Below are 20,159 nucleotides of genomic sequence, written 5' to 3' on the forward strand. Positions count from 1 at the left end.
TTTCGAGCGGTTGAGCGCTTCGAGCGGCTCTCTACGATTCCAGCCGATGGTCACGGTCAGGCATAGATCCTATGAACAGCAGCCGCAAAAAGCTCGCAACTCGGCAAAACGGGCATAAATTCCTTTTCGCCCCACCCCTCCCGGCCTCGCCCACCGGCGACGGTCCCCGGTGGCCAGGCGTCAGCGGCGCTGCATACGGACCACCACGGTGGTGATCGGAAGTTCGAACTCGCCGTGTGCGGTCTCGGGAGTGGACCGCAGGTAATCGAGGACCCGCGCCGTCAGCTCGGTGCGCTCGGGCTCGCCGAGGGTCAGCACATGGGAGTGGGTGGCGATGGTCGCCATCATCGACTCCGCGGTCCGACGCTGGCCGTGGGCGAACTCGGCATGCTCGATCGTATGGAACTCCGTCCCCTGCAGCGGGATCTCGGGCGGCCGCCAGCCCGTGAACGACACCGTGCTGGCCGCCACCCGCTTCAGGCCGTCCACCCAGGAGACCCTGTCGTCGTCGAGATTCCACAGTCCCGCCAGCACTCCGCCCGGCACCAGGACCCTGGCCATCTCGGGAAGTGCCCGGTCGAGGTCGAACCAGTGCATGGCCTGCCCGACCACGATCGCGTCGACCGAGCCGTCCGCCAGCGGGATCTCCTCCGCCGAGCCGGGCAGCGCCCGGACCCCGGGCAGCCGGTCACGGAGCTGGGCGAGCATGGCCGCGTCGGGCTCCACCGCGACGACGTCGGCGGCGTCAGCGGCGGCGGCGTCGGCGTCGGCGATTGCGACGCGGCGGAGCAGCACCTCCGTCAGCTTCCCGGTCCCCGCCCCCAGATCCAGGACACGCGGCGGCACGCGCCCGGAGACGGGTCCGAGTGCCCACGACACGGCGGCGTCGGGATAGTCGGGCCGCTCCCGCGCGTACACGGCCGCCTGGCCGCCGAACGATGACGCCCTCCTCGCGAGGTTCTCGGGGTCGGCACCGTCAAAGGCGGATGATCTGCTCACGCGCCCACGATAACCCCGCCGCAGCTCAGACCGTCATCTCATGAGGACCGCCCCGGGGGAGACGCGGGATCCGCTGAGGTGAGCTCTCCGCCGGGCGGCCGCCGCCCGGCACCGGGCCGTGAACGACTGCCCATGATCAGGGCACCGGCGATGACGACGTACGGCACGGCGAAGGCAGCGAAGATCACGCCGTGTCCGGCCACCGTCGAGGCTGCGGCGTAGACACCGTAGACACCGAGGCCCGCCACCTCCGTACCCAGCCCGGCCAGCGAGGTCACCGTGGCCCGGGCCGGACCCGTGATGCGCTCCTGGAGCCGCGTGTCGGCCAGCACGGTGGCCAGTTGGAAGAGGCAGAAGGCCCCCGCGATCGCGAAGAAGCCCGCCGCGACGCCGCTGACCGCTCCGGCGGCGAGCGCCGTCGCCCCGATGCCCAGGACTCCGGCGAGCCCCCGGTCAGTGAGGCCGCGCCCGGCCGCCGCGAGCAGACCGCCGAGGGCGACCCCGGCGGAGACGAGGAGCACCAGGAGCGGCACGGCGTACGCGGCGACCCCGGAGCCGGCCGCGAGCAGGGAGACGTACTCCTCCAGCGCGCCCCAGACCGCCGTCACCCCGGCCACCAGAAGCAGCGCCCGCCGTATCGGCCGGCTGGCACGCGCCTCCCGCACGCCGTCCCGCAGGACGGCGGTATAGGCGCGCAGCGGGCTCTCGCCCGGTCCCTCCTCCCCCTGAGCTTTCACGCGGTGTTCGGGGAAGGTCGTCGCGACGGCCGCGCAGAGCACGCAGGCCAGGACGCTCGCCACGGCGAGCGCCGGGTAGCCGCCCCAGGCGAGCACGGGAGCGGCCACGGCCGTGGCCACCATGACGGCGACGGTGCTGAGCGCACGCGCACGCCCCATGACCGCGGCGTACCGGCCCGCGGCGTCCAGCCGTTCGAGCTCGGTGTAGACCAGGGCCTCCATGGCACCCGACTGCAGCGCCCCCGCCGTACCCCAGAGCACGAAACCGACCGCGAACGCCCCGTAGGAAGGGGCGGCGATCCACAGGGCGTAACCCGCGGCGCTCAGCAGCGGCGCCAGGACGAGGAGCAGCCGCCTGGAGAAGACGTCGGCCCACACTCCGGAGGGGATCTCCAGGAGCAGGGAGGTGAGCGACCAGATCACGAACAGCGAGGAGATCTCGGCGGTCGACAGTCCGGTCTCGGCGAACAGCAGCGCGTAGACCGGGTAGAGCAGGATGAAGTCATCCAGGAACATGTAGGCGTAGAGCGTCGCGGCCAGACGCTTGGCACCTGCCTGGGGCACACGCAGAAAAGGCATCATCATGAGGTCCTTGTCGCGGGGGAGAACCGTGCGGGCTCGGGATGCTGGGCATCTCCGGCGGTCCGCGACAGCGTCTTCCGCGTCGACCTCTGGTGATGGATCAATGTCGCCAGGTCATGACACCGACCCTACCTCCGGCCGCGCCGGCCGTGCCAGCCGGTTTCGCCCGGCGGGAGGGGAGCCGGGCGGGCCCGTGCGCACCGCCCGGAGGAGGCCGGACGGGCCTGTGCGCACCGCCTGGAGGGTGGGCCAGCGGGCTCGGCGGCCGACGGATCCGCTCCTGTCAGCGACCGGGGTAGAGCCGGTCCCGGATGGCGCGCGCGCTCCCGGGGTTGTCGGCGAGCACTCCGTCCACGTGGAGCCGGAACAGCCGTTCGAGCCAGCCCTTCACGTTCCCGGCGGCGCGCGAGTAGGACCGGGCGGCGGGATTGCCCAGCCGGTAGTCCGCGGGAAGCTTTCCGTTCTCCTCACGGATGGTGGAGACGTGCACCAGCAGGCCCTGCCGATGGGCGTCCTCGATGAGCGAGGTGGCGGGTTGCGATCTCCCGTCGGGTCCGATCGGCACGACCCGTGCGCTGGTCACCCCGATGCCGTCGGCGTAGCCGGCGATCTGCCGCAGGCCGTCCGGGGCGAGGAGGTCGCCGCAGGTACGCGGGTCACCGCTCTTCGTCAGGTCGTACGGCAGGCCGTTCCCCGATCCGATGAGCTGGATGAGCCGGAGCCGGGTGAGGGAGTTCAGCCGTTTGAGATTGCCGGTCTCGAAGGACTGGATGAGCACCGGATCGCACGCGTCGTCCCAGCCGTGGCGCCGCAGGATCTCCAGCAGGGGCTCCTCGATCGGCAGCCCGATCGAGGCGAAGTAGCTCGAATACTTGATCTCGGGATAGACGCCCACGCCGTGCTTCTGCGCGAGCTGGACGACCTCCTCCAGGGTCGGGATCCGCGCCTGGCCGTCGTATGCGCTGCTGCCCGGCCGCCGCCGGGGGAAGCGTTCGCGGGCGCGGAGGGTGCGCAGTTCCTCAAACGTGAAGTCTTCGGTGAACCAGCCGGTCACCCGGGTGCCGTTTATGATCTTTGTCGTCCCACGGTCGGCGAATTCGGGATGGGCGCCGACGTCCGTGGTCGCCGAGAGTTCGTTCTCATGCCGGACGACCAGCACGTGGTCCTTGGTGGAGACCAGATCCGGCTCGATGTAGTCGGTGCCCTTCTGGATGGCGACCTCGTAGGCGAGCAGGGTGTGCTCGGGCCGGAAGGCGCTGGCTCCACGGTGGGCGATGACGATCGGCGCGTGTGCGCCGTGCTCGGTCCCGGCACTCGTCGGACCGGCGCCCCCCGTCGGGGGCCGGTCCGGAGACGGGGACCGGGGGCCGGTCGGAAGCTGAGCCGCAGTTGGAAGCCGGCCCGCAGTCGGAGGACGGGCCGGAGTCGGAGGACGGGCGATGCCCGCCGGTTGCGGCGGCCTCACCGGCCGAGCCGGGCTCACCGGCCGGATCGGATGCGCGTGCTGGATCGAGCTCGTGGAACGGGCCGAACTCGGCGGGTCGAAGGTGATGATCGTCGCCCCTCCCGCGAGCACGACGAGAACGACGAACGACACTTTCCCGATCACCCGGGCACACCCCCACTTTCCCACCCATGGGGGGCACACCTGTACAAACACCCCTACCCGGGGCGGCCCACCGGCTAACCCGGGCACATCCGCAGGGGCCGCGGTCAGCGGCCCAGCCGGCGGTAACGGCGGGCGGACAGCGGCAGGAAGATCAGTGTGAACAGCACCGGCCAGCCGATCGCCAGCGGCAGCGCGTGCTCGGCGGCCCAGGAGTCGCCGCCCCAGCCGGGGTTTCCGAACAGCTCCCGGCAGGCGGCCACCGTCGCCGACAGCGGATTCCACTCGGCGATCACCCCCATCCAGCCGGGCATCTGGGCCGGGGAGACGAAGGTGTTGGCGAGCATGGTGAGCGGCAGCAGCGGCATCCACGCCGCACTCGCCGACTCGGGGGTGAGGATCAGCCCAAGGTAGATGCCGACCCAGATCAACGCGAAGCGCAGGAGCAGGAGCAGGCCCGCGGCGGCCAGGGCGTTGCCGATCCCCCGATGCCAGCTCCAACCGACCGCCAGGCCGCAGCCGAGCAGGATGGCCAGTTCGAGGACGGAGTTGACCATGTCGGCGATCGCACGGCCGAGCACCACCCCGGACTGCGAGATCGGCATCGAGCGGAACCGGTCGGTGATGCCGCGAGCGGCGCCGGTGGTGACGACGATCATGGTGCTCATCACGCCGAGCGTCATCGTCTGGGCGAACATGCCGGGCATCAGGAACTCGCGGTAGTCACCGCCTCCGGCGACGTTCATCGCGCTACCGAACACATAGCCGAACAGCAGCACCATCACGACCGGGTAGAGCAGCAGGTTGAGGATCGCGGCGGGGTTGCGCACCCAGTGGACGAGGTTGCTGCGGGCGATGATCCATCCGTCCGTCAGCGTCCAGCGCAGGCGCTCGCCCCAGGTGCGGGGGACGGCGGGAGCGACGAGCATGGTCATGGGGTCACCTTCTCTGCGGTCAGGCTCAGGAACACCTCGTCCAGCGTCGGACGGCGCAGGGCGACGTCCTCCACCGCGATGCCACGCCGCTGCAGCTCGTGCATGATCTCGGTCAGCGCACCGATCCGGTCGCGCACGGGAGCGGTCAGGCGCCGGGTGTCGGCGTCGGCGGCCGGCTCGGCTCCGGCGACTCCGGCCATGACGCGAGCGGCCGCGTCCAGATCCGCGGCCTCGCGGAGGACCAGGTCGAGCTGGTCGCCACCGATCATCGACTTGAGCCGCTCGGGGGTGCCTTCGGCGATCACCCGGCCCGCGTCGAGCACCGCGATCCGGTCGGCGAGCTGGTCGGCCTCGAACAGGTACTGCGTGGTCATCAGCACCGTGCTGCCGAACTCGGCCAGGGCCCGGACGGCCCGCCACACCTCGTTGCGGTTGCGCGGATCCAGGCCGGTGGTGGGTTCGTCGAGGAACAGCACGCGCGGAGCCAGGATGAAGGAGGCGGCCAGGTCCAGGCGGCGGCGCATGCCGCCGGAATAGTGCTTGACCCGCTTGCCGGACGCCTCGGTCAGCCCGAACTGCTCCAGCAGTTCCTCGGCCCGGCGGCGGGCGGTGGCGGCGTCGAGGTGGTAGAGCCGCCCCCACATCTCCAGGTTCTCCCTGCCGGTGAGGATCTCGTCCACCGCCGACTGCTGGCCGGCCAGGCCGATGCGGTAGCGCACCTGCGCCGGCTCCGCGGCCACGTCCAACCCGGCGACGACGGCGCGGCCCGCGTCGGCCCGGAGCAGCGTGGCCAGGACGCGGATGGCGGTCGTCTTACCCGCGCCGTTCGGCCCGAGCAGACCGCAGACCGCCCCCTCCGGCACGGCCAGGTCGAACCCGTCGAGAGCGTTGGTGTCGCCGTACCGCTTGCGCAGCCCTTCGGCGACAACTGCAAAGGATGTCATGTTCTTATTTTGGGACATCATTGTCCCAAAATCAAACTCGCGAATCTCCTTATGAGTGGCTGCCCCTACCATTTGGAGAGTGAGTGACAGCCCGGAGTCCGGAACCCGCAGCCGCACACGCCGCGCCATCCTCAGTGCGGCGGCCTCTGTCCTCGCCCGCGACCGCACCGCCACCCTGGCGGACATCGCCGAAGCCTCCGAGGTCGGCCGCAGCACACTGCACCGCTACTTCCCCGACCGCCATGAGCTCGTCAACGCGACCATCATCGACTCGTTCAAGGTGGTCGAGAACGCGACGCGGGATGCGGCGATCGACCAGGGGCCACCGCTCGCGGCCATGCGCAGACTGATCGCGGCCATGGTGGACGTCGGCGACCGGCTGGCGTTCCTGTTCGGCGACCCGGGTGTGCTGGAGGAGTTCTCGGGCTGCTTCGAGCCGGACATGTCGGTGCCGACCACGGTCGGCCTCATCGAGCGCGGCCAGGCCGACGGAGTGTTCGACCCGCAGCTCAGCGCGGAATGGATCCAGCAGGTGCTGTGGGCGCTCACCTACACCGGGTGGGAGGCGGCTGAGAAGGGGCTGCTGTCCCGCCACGGGGTCACCCCGGCCGTGACCCGCACCTTCGAGAACGGCGTGGTCACAGTGGCCACAACAGAGGGCCGCTGACCGCGTGGACATCACCCGGCCGTGACCCGCACCTTCGAGAACGGCGTGGCGAGTGCCACCACGCGCGCCGACGCCAGGTCGATGACTATGCGTAGTTGATCGATTACATTTGGCCTCGTTGTGTTCCGTACGCGAACGAGGAGGATCATGCATACCTTCATCCGCAACGCCGGCACCATCATCGCGGGCGCCGTCCTGGCCGGCGCCGGCCTGCTCGTCACCCTTCCCGCGACCAGCGCCCACGCCGCGACGGTCAAGGCCGCACCCGTGGCCGGCTGCACGCAGACGGCCGCGGGCTGGATCTGCTACCTGCGCTACTGCGACGCCTACTACTGCTACTACGACTGCTACCCCACCGCATACGCGCGCGCCAAGGGTGACCGGCCTTCCCAGAGCATCCGCGTTCCCAAGCCCGAAGGCACCCCACCCGCCCAGATCGACAAGCCCTGACCGGTACGGCCGCATGACAACGGGGGGCGTGGCCGCCTCACCCTGAGACCCGGAGACCTGGAGAACGGAGAGCGGAGAGCCCCGTCACCATCCCCGCCAAGGCGGAGTCGGAGACCGCGCGCATCACACGCGGGTGACGGGGCTTCCCATCTGATCAACCGATAAGGGCGCCAGGAGGTAGAATGGAAGTTCTACCCAGGACATCCCGTGCGTTGGCAGCCAGGTCAGCGTCGCCCTAGGCGATTCGCCATCCGGTCCTCCGCGGACCGAGGCAGGCCGGTCGATCATGACGCCAAAATTTCTTTCCCGGATCACTCCGGTGACAACAGCCGTCTCCGCCGACACCCCCGCATGGCGTTCTCTCTTCCTGAAACGAGGCTCCATGCTCTCCGTCCCGGCTAAAACGCCCACCGACTCGAACTCCCCGGCCCTCCCCCGGTCCGCTCACACCGTCGTCAGACTGTGCGGGGACATCGACATCACCAGCAGCCCGGCACTGCGCGAACGCCTGCTCGTCAGCCTCCGGAGCAGCACGGACCTGCTCGTCCTCGACCTGTCGGAGGCGTCCTTCCACGACCCCTCCGGGCCGGCCGTACTGATCGGCGTCCAGCGCCGCGCCCGGCCGCTCGGCATCACGGTCGTTCTCACCTCGCCCCGGCCTCAGACGACCGAGCTGCTGCACGTCACGGGTCTGGAGCGCTGCCTCACGATCCGTCCCACACTGCGCGACGCGCTCGGCTCCGGTTACGTCCCCGCCCCCCGGGAGCAGCCGGACACCGGCAGGCCGGACAAGGAGGCCGGGCTCAAGGGGCGGCCGACGGTCTCGGTCCCGAAGACGACCTGGACGGCATAGCCCGGCGGTCCCCTCCGGCTGTGCGGGGAGTCTGCCCCTCCTGCCGCGTTCCGCCATGGCCGGATTCGGCCGGTCTCCGAAGCCATGGAGGGCAAAGCCCTGTTCATGCCGGTCCGGTGGCTCTTCCGGCGGCGCCGACGGAGGAGCAGGCTTGGACGAGGAGGTGTTGGTTATGGAATCGAAGCAGTGGGATGTGCAGATACACATCAGCGAAGACGACGAGGACGACGTCACCACGGCCAAGGCCGTACTGACGACGCCTGACGGGAGAAGACGGGAGAGTGTCGGATATGCCCGGCGCAACCCCATCGACCAGCCTGTTCCGTCGATCGGTGACGAGCTCGCGGCAGGCCGCGCCCTGGCCGACCTGGCCGGAAAGCTGATGAGGGAGGGCGCCGAGGACGTCGCCCAGCTGGCCGGGCAGGCGCCTGGCGGATGGTGAGCCTCAGTTCACTCCGGGGCCCCCGGCGATCCCTTGCACCCAAGATGGCCGCCGGGGGCCCACACCGCAGGTGAACGCGGGTCGACGTCATCCCGCTCGATCAGAGGTCCCGCTCTCCATCTCTCCCGATCAGAGGTCCGGCTCTCCATCTCTCCCGATCAGAGGTCCGGCTCTCCATACGACCGGTCCGGCTGCTCCGTCTCCGTACCGATCCGGAGGGGACGCATGCCGCTCTCCGCCCATGAGGGCCTCTTCCGGCCGGAGTCCCGGCTGTCAGGCCGCTTGAACGTCCGGTTCCTGCGCCACCTCTCAGGCCGCTCGGACGTCCACCCCTTGTGCCGTCCGGCACCGAACCCCTCGTCATCGTCGTACGGCCGGTTCTGGTACCGCCTGCCGTTCGGACCCCCGGGCCCGTCGGACAGCCAACCCCTGTGCCGTCCCGCACCGAACCCCTCATCACCGTCATACGAACGGTTCCGGTGTCTCCCCGGTCCAAAGTCCCCGGGCCGCTCGAACCCCCACTTTTTACGCCACTTGGCCCCTGGCTCTTCGGCGTCGTACGGCCGGCTTCGGTACCGCCTGCCCTTCGCTCCCCCGCGGCCGTCGGACAGCCAACCTCTGTGCCGCCCCGCGCCGACACCTCCGTCACCGTCGTACGACCGGTTCCGGTGTCTCCCCGGCCCAGGGTTCCCGGATCCCTCGGCCCCCCACCCCTTACGCCATTTGGCGAACCACGCCGCAGGCCGGCCGGTGGTCACGTTGGACGATCGCGACCAGCTCCTGGGGTGCTGGTGAACCGAGTCTTTGTGTCGCTTGACCACCCAGCTCTTGGAGCGGTCGGATCCCGGTTTCGCGTGCTGGGTCGCGCCGACTGCCGCGATCCCTATGAGTAGGGCCATCACGCCCGCCCGTACAACACCCATCTGAGCACACCCCCGTTGTCTGAATCTTTCGGGGGGCTCACCTGTACAGGCGGTTCCCTACCCGGATTCAGCAGGCCGCTAACGATCAGAAACGGGCACGACCGCCTGTGTGCAAGCGGTTCACGAGGGTTCGGGGCGCATCCGAGGTTGATCACTCTTGAGAGGTACGGACCGATAAAGAGGGAAAAATACGGTTACGGCGGCGGGCCGGTCCGCACCACCGTTCCGGCGGAAACGGAGACCGGAAGAGCCGGGAAACATTCCGCCGCGTGATGCAACACTTTCGCCCCTCACGTCGTCTGGGTCATGACGACCGAGAAGGGACGACAGTTGGACGACGAACCCGGCTTCGACAGCTTCGTGGCCGAGCACGCGGACGCGCTGCTCCGCTACGGGTACGTGCTGACCGGAAACCCCCACGACGCCGCCGACCTCGTCCAGGAGGCTCTCCTACGGCTACGCGGCGCCTGGCCGAGAGTACGGCGCAAGGACAGCCCGCAGAGCTACGCGCGGACCACGATGGCGCGGCTGCACATCAGCGTCTGGCGGCGGCGCAGGCGTGAACACCTCACCGGAGAGCCGCCCGATCAGGCCGGTCACGAGGTCTTCCCCTCCGACGGGGAGCAGGGGCTCTGGGAGGAGCTTTCCGCGCTGCCCCGCAGGCAGCGGGCCGTACTGGTGCCGCGCTACTACGAGCAGCTCACCGACGCCGAGATCGCCAAGGTGCTCGGCATCTCCTCGGGAACCGTGCGCAGCCAGGCCTCGCGGGGCCTGGACAAGCTGCGCTCCTCCCTCTCCCCCTCACCGGCGACCCACGGGAGCACGCGATGAGCGAACTGGAAGACAGGTTGAGCAGCGTCCTGGCCGACGCGGCGGACCGGGCACCGCGGGCGTCGGCCGGGCTGGCCGCGACGGTCGAGACCCGCCACCGCCGACGGCGGGCGCGGACGACCGCCCTCCTCGCGGCCGCGGCCGTGGTCGTGGTGATCGGCGGGGCGGGCGTCGCGGTGAACGCCGTACGCACGTCGGCCGCACCGCAGCCCGCCGTCGGCGCGACGGACAAGGCGACAGGCAGGGCCACGCCGCCGGTGGACGTCATCCCGCCGCCCATCGAGAAAGTGTGGCCGCAGGCCGTACACAAGATCCCGGCCAAACTGCCCGACGGCCGCGACTACTACCCGCAACTGCTCCTGGACGATCACACGCTGCTGGTCATGACGGTGGTCATGGACGGGAGCCGCCAGTTCCTGTGGCGCTACGACCTGGAGAGTGGCCAACCCACCAGGATCACCGAGATCCCCCCGCCGGGTGGCCTGAAGATCGGCGCCGACGGCGTCGCAGCGGGTGGCGGGAACATCGTCTGGTGGACGTTGTCCAAGGAGAAAGGCAAGGACCTGGTCGCCCGGATCTGGACGGTGCCGGTCCGCGGTGGCACGCCGCGGCTGGTTACCGATCTCCGCCATGAGGAGGATGCGAAGCGCGGTCCCCTCCAGGGGCTGACCGTCGTAGGCCAGGACGTGGTCTTCTCCTATGCGAAGGGAGGGGTCTACCGGGTACCGCTGAGCGGGGGCCAGCCGCAACCGGTGAAGGGCGCCGAGCGGCAGCACATCCTGCAGTGGCCGTGGGTGGGCACCCATCAGGGGAAGAACGTCTTCGCCAAGCTGTTCAACGCCGAAACCGGTGAACGGCGCGACGCCGTGGTCAAGGCCGACGAGGAGGTCAGTTGCGGCGTCAACCGGTGCACGGGCACGAAGATGCGCTACAAGAATGTCAAGTGCGCCACCGGGCCGTGCCCCGGCAAGACGGTGCGGAGGCTGGTCCCCGTGGGCAGCTTCATCCGCGACCGCGACGGCTCCGGGGAGAAGCCGCTGCCGGACAACGTGGTGGTGCCGGGCGTCAACCTTGAGCGGTTCTTCATGAAGCATATTTTCGCCCCGAACAGAAAGACCGCTGTAGCCCTCTATGACGTGGACACCGGCAAGATGGCCGATCTCGGCATACGGCCGGATGCGAAGGGGCGTTCCAGCATTCCCTTCAACACTCCCCTCAACCGCCTCGATGGACTGATGACCTACAAGATCGGAGACAGGATGTACGTCCTGAACCTGGCCACGATCAAGTAGCCCGGAGCCGCCCGCACCCGCGACCAGTTCGGCGCCGTCGCCGCCGAACTCAACGCCAGACCACGAAAGACACTCAACTGTGGCACCCAGCCCAGCGGCTGACCCAGGCGCTGGGCTTCACCTTTTGAATCTAGGGCGGCCGAGTAGGACGAATGCTGCCTGAGCGATCTTTCCGATGCGTCAAGGGGCCAAACTGGCCCGGCGCAGAGCTTTGCAGGTGACGGTGCACAGGGCGTTGGCGCGCTCGCCGATGCACTCTGCCGCACCTGCCATTCCCTGCCCGACTCGACGGGGTGACGCCATGTGGCACAGATCACATCTCATAACGTGAATTCGCGGTGGTTGTACGGGCGAAAGCCGACGAACCATTACGCAAGAACGGGAGCGCCATGTGATCGCCGAAGAATTCGGCAGGGCCGATGACGCCGAGTTGATCCGGCGCTCGGAACGCGCCCCGGAGGTCTTCGCCGACCTCTTCGACCGGCACGCGCCCGCATTGCGGCGCTATGTCGCCCGGCGGCTAGGGCCTTCGCTGGCCGACGACATCGTCTCCGACGCCTTCCTGGCCGCCTTCCGCCGCCGCCACCGCTATGACGTGAGCCACCCCGACGCGCGACCTTGGCTGTATGGCATCGCCGCCCGGCTCATCAGCCGGCATCGGCGGACGGAGATCCGCCTCTACCGGGCGCTGGTCCGCAGCGGCGTCGATGAGATCACCGAGCCGTACACCGAACGCGTCGACGACCGGGTCGCCGCCCAGCAGGCCGGGCTGGCAGCGGCGCTGGCGAAGCTGTCACCCGGCGACCGGGAGGTGCTGTTACTCGTGGCCTGGGCTGAGATGTCGTATGAGGATGTGGCCCGCGCGCTGGGCATCCCGGTCGGAACCGTCGCATCCCGCCTGCACCGGGCCAGAGCCAAGACGCGCCAAGCGCTCGGGGGATCCCACCCTGTGACTACCCGAGGGGAGTCCTTCAATGGATGATGACCTGCGATCGCTGCGCGAGTGGCGCGCCGAGATCCCCGAGCCGGGTCAGGAATGGATCATCCCGCAGCGTCGGCGGCTGCTGACGCGGATCCGGGGGCGCGGGCGGACACTGGGGCGCCGCCTGCTCCTGGTCGGAGCGCTGGGAGCCGCCGCCGCACTCGCCGTGGCCACCCTGCGGCCCGAACCGCTTGGCCCGAACCCGGCGAACACGCCGCCGGTCGTCCAGCTCGACTCCAATGTGGTGCTCGCCCATGCCGCCGAAGTGGTGGGCAGGCGCAAAAGCACCCAAGTGCCCCTGCCAACGCAGTGGCACTACACCAAGACCCTGGAGAAGCAGCCGAACTCGGACACGGTCAGGGCCGGTGAGGGATGGATGCGCTACGACGGCAAACAGAGCGCCTCCTTGGGTCGTGCCCGCCTCGGTCAGGAGGAGGGCGAGCTGATCATCAGAGACGTTCCCCCGGATCCGGGTGACGACGACCTGTCGCCGCAGCAGTACGACGCCAAGCTTCGCGAGCTGCCGACCAATCCCAGGAAGCTGCTGGCCAAGGTCACAGCCGATCGTCACTGGATCGACTACCCCAAGGAGGAGGGCGTCCCCAAGAGCGCCGCCCCCGACGCCGACCGCGCTTATAGGGTGATCATGCTCTACCTCAGCAGATACGGCTCGATGCCACCGCGGCTGGAGGCGACCCTGTTCCGCGCGCTGGCGCTCATTCCCGGCGTCCACGTCGAGCAGGGCGTGAGCGACGCCGCAGGCCGCAGCGGCCTAGGCATCTGGCGGGAGCCAGCCGGCGGCGGGCCTCGCATCTATTACATCCTCGACCGGGATACCTACCGCTATCTGGGAGCGCGGGGAGTCTGGCTGCGCGACGAGTTCCCGTTCAAGGACAGCGAGCACGGTATCCGCAAGGGCGCGGTGTGGAGCACAGCCCTGCTGTCATCAGTGATCGTCGACCGTCCCGGCCAGCGAGGCTGACGCTCACCGCGCCGACGGGAAGGCAGCGAAACCAGGGTTGAGTAGCAGAGGTTCCGGTAGTAGTCGCCGAAGATCCACCTGCAGGAGGCGTCATGTTCTCGGCGTGCTCCTACCAGAACCTCCACCAGCGAGCCCCAAGACCGTCGCAACACATTCCGTGTTGCGACGGCTCCTGGACCACCACTCTCCCGGCGGGGCTCTCACCGTCCCGCCTCCTTCTGGGGACGTCCGTGCAGAAGCCGAAACGGTGGTGGAAGCCTCGTCGCTGTCGCACGGATCCTGTCCGCAGCTCGTCAGCCGTCGAACTCGTCGGCCTTCACACCCTTGACGAACGCGTCCCACTCGGAGCGGGTGAAGGCGAGTGTCGGGCCACCGGGATCTTTGGAGTCACGGACGAGGTAAAGCTCGTCGGCGTCGGGCTTGTGCCCCGCCAAGATCGGGTCGCCGGGAACGACCGCGACTTCGACGCAGTCAGCCCCACCGTTACCGCTGAAGCTGCTCTTGCGCCAGATGACGCGGGAAGAGTCCATCATGGACACCCGCACCTTCCTACTCGTGATCGCCTAGAGGGCCTCCTCGGCCATACGCGTGATCAGAGCACGTGACTCGTCGGGACCCAGCGCCCTCGCACGCAGATGATCAAAGAGCTTGGCATAGGCATCCACATCCGGTTGTCGTTCCAGATACAGGGCACCCTGCCGATATTCAACGTACACGACATCTTGATCAGTCTCCCCTGGGAATCCGAGCAGATGGAAACCGCCCTGCATGCCCGGATGAGCCCCTGCCTGAAACGGGAGCACTTGCAACGTGATGTTGTTCAGGCGGGAGACCTCATTGAGCCTCTGCAGTTGCTCACGCATGGTCTCGACCCCACCGACCGCCCGGCGTAATGCTGCTTCGCCCACAACGACCCATAGTTCGGGAGAGTCGGGGAAGATCAGCCTTTCCTGCCGTTTGAGGCGGATGGCAACACGACGGTCGATCTCCTCCGCCGGAGGGACGCTCACCTCGCCATGGATGAGGGCCCTGATGTATCCCTCTGTCTGAAGGCGTCCATCGATCACCTCAGGTTGGAAGGACCTGATCTCCGAGGCCTCCTCCTCCAGCCCCACGTATACCTCGAACCACTGCGGAATCGCTCCGCTGTACTGATGCCACCAACCACGCTGACGAGCCTCGCGGGCGAGCGCCATCAGAACCTCACGTTGCCGCCCGGTGACTCCGTACAACTCCAGTAACAGGGCGACATCGGCAGGACGGGCCGTTGAGGAGGCGTTCTCGATTTTGGTGATGGTGGCAGGCGCACAACCCACGAATACCGCCACTTCATCGCGGTTCTTTCCGGACTCTTGCCGAAGTCGCCGCAGCTCTGCCGCCAGTCGCCGACGACGCACCGTGGGGCTGATCCTGTTCGCCATATTCCACCCCTTGCGTGTTGATTTGCGCAGCGTCGGAGCAAGAATTTCCGGAACTGTTCCAGCGGAACTTCTTTACAGCGACTCGTTCGAGCGTCACGATCGGATCGTAACCGTTCTACGGAGCGTGATCGAGGGATTCCCTCCATCCGATACGGCTCCGAGGCACGGCTGACAACCAGTGACACCGACTCCTCGGCAACGCACAGGCGCCAGTGATGCCGAGGGCAGGTGGCTCCACCGTTTCTTGGAGGGGTGACGGTGGAGCCACCCCGCAGACATCCGGCCGGGGACCGCCCCCGTGCCCCGGCCGGAACCGGGCTCCCGGCATGCTTCCCCACATCTACCGGGAGCCCTCCCCACCTGCGTCGATCCGCCGCGCGGACGCTTCACACCCGCATCACGACAGGTGGAGTACGGCAAGCCCACCCACAGCCAGCACTGGAGGCCGCCCATGGCCGTCACCGACAACACCGACGACACCGGCACAGCGCAGATCGCGATCATCCACCTGACTCACCTGACCGAACGCCTCAGGGAACACGGCCTGCGGGTCCGGGTGGCCTCCCGGCGCCCTCCAAAGCTGGCCGTCGACAACCCCGACGCCCCCGCCCTGTCCGAGAACGTCCACGCGGCACCCGAGGAAGGAACCTGGTGGTTCTGGTGGTCCTGGAACGAGAAGATCGCACCCGTCGCCGAAGCGGACGACGCCGCCAGACGGATCCGCCACGTCCTGACCCCGGCGGTCCGGAGCCGGTGACGGCTCTCCCCGATCCCGCCGAGACGGCCTCCGGCCTGGAGGCCGACCACCCCGGATGGGTCGTCCTCTGGCGCTGCTGGGCCCGCCGCTTCTGGGCCTTCCCCTGCTGGGTCGCCACCGATCCCGAGCCCGTCGAAGCCGCCCGGCCCCACGACCTGCTGACCCTGATGGAGGAGGTCGAACTCCGCCACCAACCGCCGGCCGGGCACCCGTACCCGCCCATCCAGCGAGGTGGCCGGCAACCCGCGGCCTGAGAAACGCATGGGGCGGGACCTCGCCCCGCACCCGTCCGATCGATCGGTTACCGTACGAAATTTCGTTGATGCAGTGATATCCGGAGGACTCGCGACATCTGTCCAGTAGACGGTGCGAGGAGCGCCAGACTGCTGGACAGGAGAGGGAGTTTGAACGATGAGGCCGGTTTCACCCATATGTTCCAAGAACATTATGAGGCGATCCTGCGGTACGCGTGGCGGCGGGTCGGCCCCGCGGACGCCCCGGACATAGCCGCCGAGACATTCAAGATCGCCTGGGAGAAGTACGACAGCCTCCCCCGCGACCAGCCGTTGCCCTGGCTGTACGTCACCGCCCGGAATCTCACGTCGAACCTGCTCAGAAGAGAGCAGCGCCGAGACGGACTCGCCGGTTCGCTGAGCGAGGACGTGACGCGCCACGGTCCCGAAGGCGATCACGCCGCCACCGTCGCCGCCCGTCAGACGGCCCTGGCGGCGCTGAACGGCCTGAGCGACGAGGACCGGGAGTTGGTCCTCCTGGTGTGCTGGGAGGGACTCGACCTCCGCCAGGCGGCAGCAGTCGTCGGCTGTTCCAGACCGACGGCGGCAATGCGGCTGCACCGCGTACGCAAACGGCTGCGGCACCTGCTCGCGGACCAGCCCCAGCCCACCGACCGCAGGCCGTCCTATGGGAGGAGCGCCCGATGAACAACGACCTCAAACAGCTCAGGAACATGGTCGGAGCGCACGACCCGGCCAGGCAGGTACGTGCGGATCCACTGGTGATGTCCACGGCCTTGAAGAAGATCATCGATGACACCGGCCGGACGCCTCAAGCGACCATACGGCGACGGTCCCGGCGGTGGCTCATCGCCGTTCCCATCGCCGCCGCTCTGACGGGCGCGGCGCTCGCCCTGAACGTCGTCGTACAGCCCGGCGAGGTCGGCCCCCTCCAGGTGGGACCGGCTAAGGCGCTGGCGTTCGCCGAGAACGGCGACCATTTCGACGTCCGGATCCTGGACCCGGACGCCGACCCAACGCGCTATCGCACGGATTTCGCCGCATACGGCATGGACGTCGACCTGAAGATGGAGCCCGCGTCACCGAGCCTCGTCGGCAAGATGATCTCGATCTCCTCCCTTAAGGGGATGACGATCCACCACGCGGGCAGAAGCTTCGAGATCAAAGATGAGAACGGAAGCACCATGGTCGAAGGGATCGACGGCGGACCCGACTGCGGAAACATGTTCTGCAAAGCCGGGGTGCGCATCCCCGCCGACCTGCGCAGTCCCATCGAGATCATCTTCGGCCGAGCCGCCCGGCCCGGTGAACGGTACGAGCTCGCGGGCGACCCGACTGCTCCCGGCGAGGTTCTGGAGGGACTGACTCTACGGAACCGGACGGTCGCCGAGGTCGGCCTCCTGCTGCGGCAGCGGCACACCACGGTCCAGGAGTACTACCACGACGCCCCCGAGAGCCCTCCCGGCGCCGGGCGTGGTTGGCAGCCCAGCGAACACGTCCTTCAGCCGGAGAGCATCCCCGGCACCTGGTACGTGCACGAGGCATTCGGTGGCCACGACCGGAACACGGTACGGCTCCTCGTCGCCCCCTGGCCCACCTCGGTCAGGCCGTACAAGGGTCCGTGAACCCAGCGGCCCGGCGCCGACCCATGGATCATGGGAGCGCCGGGCTGCCGAGGGGTGCAGACCAAACCGGACCGGTCAGTTGCAGTGCCCCCAGCCGCTGGTCCAACCCTGCGCATCGTAGACGCCACCCCACTTGACGCATTTCCCGGCGGCACTGATCTTCACAGGACCGGCGTAGTACTTGAAGTAACCGTGGTCGATTTTCGTGTAGTTCAAGTCGCTGCGGGTCAAGTAGGCGTCAACGTACTTGGTATTGCCCGCATACGCGCCCTTTTTCACGGTGACCACGCAATTGGTGGAGCCGTTGTAGAGCAGGTAAATGGTGGCGTAGCTGCCCAGGGCGTGGCTGTCGATGACGTGGTAGCTGCCACCGCCGCAAATCGTGATCGGAGAGGACGCCGCCATGGCCGGGCTGCTCGTGACCACCGACGCGGCGAGTGCGGCCGCCATGCCGAGTGTGACCACTGTGCTCCGCTTGAGCTTGTGCATCAGAGGGTCACCTTTCTTTGATCATTTCAAAAGTTGCGTCAGAGTATCCTAAAAATGATCAAAGGCACCGGGGGCAGCCCGCCGACCGGCCCCGTACGACCGGTCGCCTGCCGGCCCCGTCTCTCGGCGGTTCTCGGCCGGGGTGCGCCGTCGGCACGGTCCTCGCAGGAGCGTGCCGATGATCGCCACTCCTTCGGCGATGTCGGACGGCGTGCTCGCGGCGTAACCCAGGACGAGCCCCGGCCGACTCGGGCGCTGGCTGTGCCACGACAACGGCTGCACCTTCACGCCGCGCGCGAGCGACGCGGCGGCGAGGTCGACGTCGGCGAAACCGGCCCCGAGGGTGATCATCAAGTGCAGGCCCGCCGCGGCGCCGTGCACGACCGCGCCCGGGAGATGAGTTCTGATCGCATCGATCATCGCATCCCGGCGGAGACGGTGGCGTCTGCGGAGAAGGCGCAGCCGGCGTTCCAGCTCGCCCGACTCCATCAACCGGGCCAGCACCAGTTGCGGCAGCACGGCGTTGCCGAGGTCGGCGAACCGCTTGGCATCCACGAGGGCGTCCCGGTACTTCGACGGTGCGAGGACCCATCCCACTCTCAGCGCAGGGGCGAGGAGCTTGGACACGCTTCCGGCATAGCAGACGTGCTCGGCGAGCATCGACCGCAGGGCGGGGACCGGAGGCCGGTCGTAACGGTGCTCGGCGTCGTAGTCGTCCTCGATGATCAGCCCGCCCGCGCCGGCCCACCGTGCCAGCTCGCGACGTCTCTCGCCGCCGAGCACCACCCCGGTCGGAAACTGGTGCGCCGGGGTCAGCAGTACGGCCGGAGCACCTTGGGCACGCAGCTCGTCGACCCGGATCCCTTCGGAATCGACCGGGATCGGCGGGGTGTCCACCTGCCAGTTATGCAGGTGCTGACGGGTCCCGAGCGATCCGGGGTCCTCCACCGCCACCTCGCCGATCCCATCGTGACGGAGCACCTGAGTGAGCAGCCCGAGCGCCTGAGCGGTGCCGGAGACGATGAGCACCTCGCCCGGATCCGCCCGGATCCCGCGGTTACGGGCCAGCCAGTTCGCCACGGCAAGACGCAGCTCCGGGGTCCCCCGGGGATCTCCGTACCCGAGCGCGGAAGCCGCAAGGTCACTGAGCACCGCGCGTTCGGCGCGCAGCCACGCCGTCCGGGGGAACGCGGTCAGATCGGGTACGCCGGGCGACAGGTCGATCCGGGCCGGAATCGCCCGCAACGCGTCGAAGACGTCCGCACCGGGCGCGGCACCGAACAACGCGCGGGCTGACGGCGGACCGGCGGTCCCGGGCAACGACGGACCGGTGGGCCCAGATGGCGAGCCGGTGGGTACGGGTGGCGCCACCATCGGGACCGTCTCCGGGGCGGCGACGACGACCGTTCCGGCCCGGCCACGCCCGACGACGTGCCCGTCTTCGATCAGGCGCTGGTATGCCTCGGTGACGACGCCGCGGGACACGCGCAGCTCGCCGGCCAGAACCCGCGTAGCGGGCAGCCTGCCCCCGATCGGCAGGCGGCCGTCCGAAATCGCGAGCCGGAGCCGCGCGGCCAGCCAGTCGGAGCGGCCTCCGGACGGAGCGTCGTCGATGTTCAGTTGCAGGAAGTCGGATCCCGAGGTTATGGACCTGTCATCTGGGCTTACTTTGGCCCTGTTCACCAGACCATTATGACGGCAGGGTGAGCGTGGCCACAGCGATTCACCCCTACCAGGAGGCCCACCGTGAGCATCGCGTTCTTGGTGACCACACTCATCGCGGTCGCCACACCCGGCACCGGCGTCGTCTACACGCTGTCGGCCGGCCTCTCCCGTGGCCGCCGTGCAAGCGTGATCGCCGCAGTCGGATGCACGCTCGGCATCGTTCCGCACATGGTGGCGACGGTCACCGGCCTCGCGGCCCTACTGCACACGAGCACTCTGGCGTTCCAGGCTCTGAAATATCTGGGTGTCGCCTATCTCCTCTACATGGCGTGGGCCACGCTCAGGGACAAGGAAGTGATCGCCGTGGTGGAGGAGGCCGCCTCCCTTCCGGCGGCCAAGGTGATCGTCTCCGGCGTCCTGATCAACATCCTCAACCCGAAACTGACCATCTTCTTTTTCGCGTTCCTGCCCCAGTTCGTGAACGCCGGCGAGCCGGGATCCATCCTGCGGATGGTGGAGCTGAGCGCCTTCTTCATGATGATCACCTTCGTCGTCTTCACCGCCTACGGCGTCTTCGCCGCCTCAGTGCGGGACCACGTGATCTCCCGGCCCCAGGTGATGACCTGGCTCCGCCGGATCTTCGCTGGCTCCTTCGTCGTGCTCGGCGCCGGACTCACCTTCGCCTGATCGACAGATCCGATCCGAGACAGGAACCTCCCTCAT

At 68.6% G+C, this 20,159-nt stretch carries 22 protein-coding genes; 13 read left to right on the plus strand and 9 right to left on the minus strand.

The annotated features are described in order from the left end of the window. Nucleotides 1–180: 180 nt before the first annotated feature. From OHA77_RS15905 to OHA77_RS15925, 5 genes are all read right to left on the minus strand, one after another. Nucleotides 181–999 (minus strand): class I SAM-dependent methyltransferase, encoded by an 819-nt coding sequence (locus OHA77_RS15905; RefSeq protein ID WP_406318839.1) that lies wholly within the window; start codon nucleotides 997–999, stop codon nucleotides 181–183. A gap of 38 nt (nucleotides 1,000–1,037) precedes the next feature. Next, nucleotides 1,038–2,315, minus strand: coding sequence for an MFS transporter (locus OHA77_RS15910; protein ID WP_406318840.1), 1,278 nt, complete (start codon nucleotides 2,313–2,315; stop codon nucleotides 1,038–1,040). 286 nt (nucleotides 2,316–2,601) lie between these two features. Then, the gene (locus tag OHA77_RS15915; protein ID WP_406318841.1) at nucleotides 2,602–3,927 is read right to left on the minus strand and encodes a glycerophosphodiester phosphodiesterase family protein; all 1,326 of its coding nucleotides are present in this window, start codon (nucleotides 3,925–3,927) and stop codon (nucleotides 2,602–2,604) included. A 104-nt stretch (nucleotides 3,928–4,031) separates the two neighbouring features. Next, entirely contained in the window at nucleotides 4,032–4,859 is an 828-nt protein-coding gene (locus OHA77_RS15920) for an ABC transporter permease (protein WP_406318842.1), read from the minus strand. Further along, entirely contained in the window at nucleotides 4,856–5,803 is a 948-nt protein-coding gene (locus tag OHA77_RS15925) for an ATP-binding cassette domain-containing protein (protein WP_406318844.1), read from the minus strand. The genes OHA77_RS15920 and OHA77_RS15925 overlap by 4 nt, the downstream gene beginning before the upstream one ends. Before the next feature lie 79 nt (nucleotides 5,804–5,882). Between OHA77_RS15925 and OHA77_RS15930 the strand changes: the two genes are divergently transcribed. The 8 genes from OHA77_RS15930 to OHA77_RS15965 all read left to right on the plus strand — a co-directional run bounded on the left by OHA77_RS15930 (nucleotide 5,883) and on the right by OHA77_RS15965 (nucleotide 13,225). After that, nucleotides 5,883–6,470 carry a TetR/AcrR family transcriptional regulator gene (locus OHA77_RS15930; protein ID WP_406318845.1) on the plus strand — a complete coding sequence of 196 codons (588 nt, stop codon included), beginning with the start codon at nucleotides 5,883–5,885 and terminating at the stop codon, nucleotides 6,468–6,470. A gap of 147 nt (nucleotides 6,471–6,617) precedes the next feature. Further along, the gene (locus OHA77_RS15935; RefSeq protein ID WP_406318846.1) at nucleotides 6,618–6,920 is read left to right on the plus strand and encodes a hypothetical protein; all 303 of its coding nucleotides are present in this window, start codon (nucleotides 6,618–6,620) and stop codon (nucleotides 6,918–6,920) included. 382 nt (nucleotides 6,921–7,302) lie between these two features. Next, on the plus strand, nucleotides 7,303–7,773 hold the full coding sequence (locus OHA77_RS15940) for an STAS domain-containing protein (protein ID WP_406318847.1): 471 nt from the start codon (nucleotides 7,303–7,305) through the stop codon (nucleotides 7,771–7,773). 172 nt (nucleotides 7,774–7,945) lie between these two features. Continuing rightward, nucleotides 7,946–8,215, plus strand: coding sequence for a DUF1876 domain-containing protein (locus OHA77_RS15945; protein WP_326819851.1), 270 nt, complete (start codon nucleotides 7,946–7,948; stop codon nucleotides 8,213–8,215). A 1,229-nt stretch (nucleotides 8,216–9,444) separates the two neighbouring features. Beyond that, nucleotides 9,445–9,969 carry a SigE family RNA polymerase sigma factor gene (locus tag OHA77_RS15950; protein ID WP_406318848.1) on the plus strand — a complete coding sequence of 175 codons (525 nt, stop codon included), beginning with the start codon at nucleotides 9,445–9,447 and terminating at the stop codon, nucleotides 9,967–9,969. Next, nucleotides 9,966–11,261 (plus strand): TolB family protein, encoded by a 1,296-nt coding sequence (locus OHA77_RS15955; protein WP_406318849.1) that lies wholly within the window; start codon nucleotides 9,966–9,968, stop codon nucleotides 11,259–11,261. The genes OHA77_RS15950 and OHA77_RS15955 overlap by 4 nt, the downstream gene beginning before the upstream one ends. Nucleotides 11,262–11,652: 391 nt before the next feature. Beyond that, entirely contained in the window at nucleotides 11,653–12,243 is a 591-nt protein-coding gene (locus OHA77_RS15960) for an RNA polymerase sigma factor (protein ID WP_406318850.1), read from the plus strand. Then, nucleotides 12,236–13,225, plus strand: a complete 990-nt coding sequence (locus OHA77_RS15965) for a CU044_5270 family protein (RefSeq protein WP_406318851.1) — start codon at nucleotides 12,236–12,238, stop codon at nucleotides 13,223–13,225. The genes OHA77_RS15960 and OHA77_RS15965 overlap by 8 nt, the downstream gene beginning before the upstream one ends. A 293-nt stretch (nucleotides 13,226–13,518) precedes the next feature. On the opposite strand, the gene OHA77_RS15970 is transcribed toward OHA77_RS15965, so the two are convergent. Beyond that, complete coding sequence (locus tag OHA77_RS15970; protein WP_406318852.1) at nucleotides 13,519–13,758, minus strand: DUF397 domain-containing protein; 240 nt, start codon at nucleotides 13,756–13,758, stop codon at nucleotides 13,519–13,521. Nucleotides 13,759–13,788: 30 nt separating this feature from the next. After that, entirely contained in the window at nucleotides 13,789–14,646 is an 858-nt protein-coding gene (locus tag OHA77_RS15975) for a helix-turn-helix domain-containing protein (protein ID WP_406318853.1), read from the minus strand. A 451-nt stretch (nucleotides 14,647–15,097) separates the two neighbouring features. On the opposite strand from OHA77_RS15975, the gene OHA77_RS15980 reads away from it, so the two are divergent. From OHA77_RS15980 to OHA77_RS15995, 4 genes are all read left to right on the plus strand, one after another. After that, nucleotides 15,098–15,403, plus strand: coding sequence for a hypothetical protein (locus tag OHA77_RS15980; protein WP_406318854.1), 306 nt, complete (start codon nucleotides 15,098–15,100; stop codon nucleotides 15,401–15,403). Next, the gene (locus OHA77_RS15985) at nucleotides 15,400–15,657 is read left to right on the plus strand and encodes a hypothetical protein (RefSeq protein ID WP_406318855.1); all 258 of its coding nucleotides are present in this window, start codon (nucleotides 15,400–15,402) and stop codon (nucleotides 15,655–15,657) included. The genes OHA77_RS15980 and OHA77_RS15985 overlap by 4 nt, the downstream gene beginning before the upstream one ends. A 150-nt stretch (nucleotides 15,658–15,807) precedes the next feature. Further along, nucleotides 15,808–16,344 (plus strand): RNA polymerase sigma factor, encoded by a 537-nt coding sequence (locus OHA77_RS15990; RefSeq protein WP_406318856.1) that lies wholly within the window; start codon nucleotides 15,808–15,810, stop codon nucleotides 16,342–16,344. Continuing rightward, nucleotides 16,341–17,282: a hypothetical protein gene (locus OHA77_RS15995; protein ID WP_406318857.1), complete on the plus strand. Its 942-nt coding sequence runs from the start codon at nucleotides 16,341–16,343 to the stop codon at nucleotides 17,280–17,282. The genes OHA77_RS15990 and OHA77_RS15995 overlap by 4 nt, the downstream gene beginning before the upstream one ends. A gap of 75 nt (nucleotides 17,283–17,357) precedes the next feature. On the opposite strand, the gene OHA77_RS16000 is transcribed toward OHA77_RS15995, so the two are convergent. Next, a complete protein-coding gene (locus OHA77_RS16000; RefSeq protein ID WP_406318858.1) occupies nucleotides 17,358–17,771 on the minus strand; it encodes a spore-associated protein A in 414 nt (137 codons plus the stop codon). A 48-nt stretch (nucleotides 17,772–17,819) separates the two neighbouring features. Continuing rightward, complete coding sequence (locus OHA77_RS16005) at nucleotides 17,820–19,454, minus strand: PLP-dependent aminotransferase family protein (RefSeq protein ID WP_406318859.1); 1,635 nt, start codon at nucleotides 19,452–19,454, stop codon at nucleotides 17,820–17,822. 63 nt (nucleotides 19,455–19,517) lie between these two features. On the opposite strand from OHA77_RS16005, the gene OHA77_RS16010 reads away from it, so the two are divergent. Next, nucleotides 19,518–20,123: a LysE family translocator gene (locus OHA77_RS16010; protein ID WP_406318860.1), complete on the plus strand. Its 606-nt coding sequence runs from the start codon at nucleotides 19,518–19,520 to the stop codon at nucleotides 20,121–20,123. The last annotated feature ends 36 nt before the right edge of the window (nucleotides 20,124–20,159 follow it).

This window comes from Streptosporangium sp. NBC_01639 (assembly GCF_045209755.1).
GTDB lineage: Bacteria > Actinomycetota > Actinomycetes > Streptosporangiales > Streptosporangiaceae > Streptosporangium.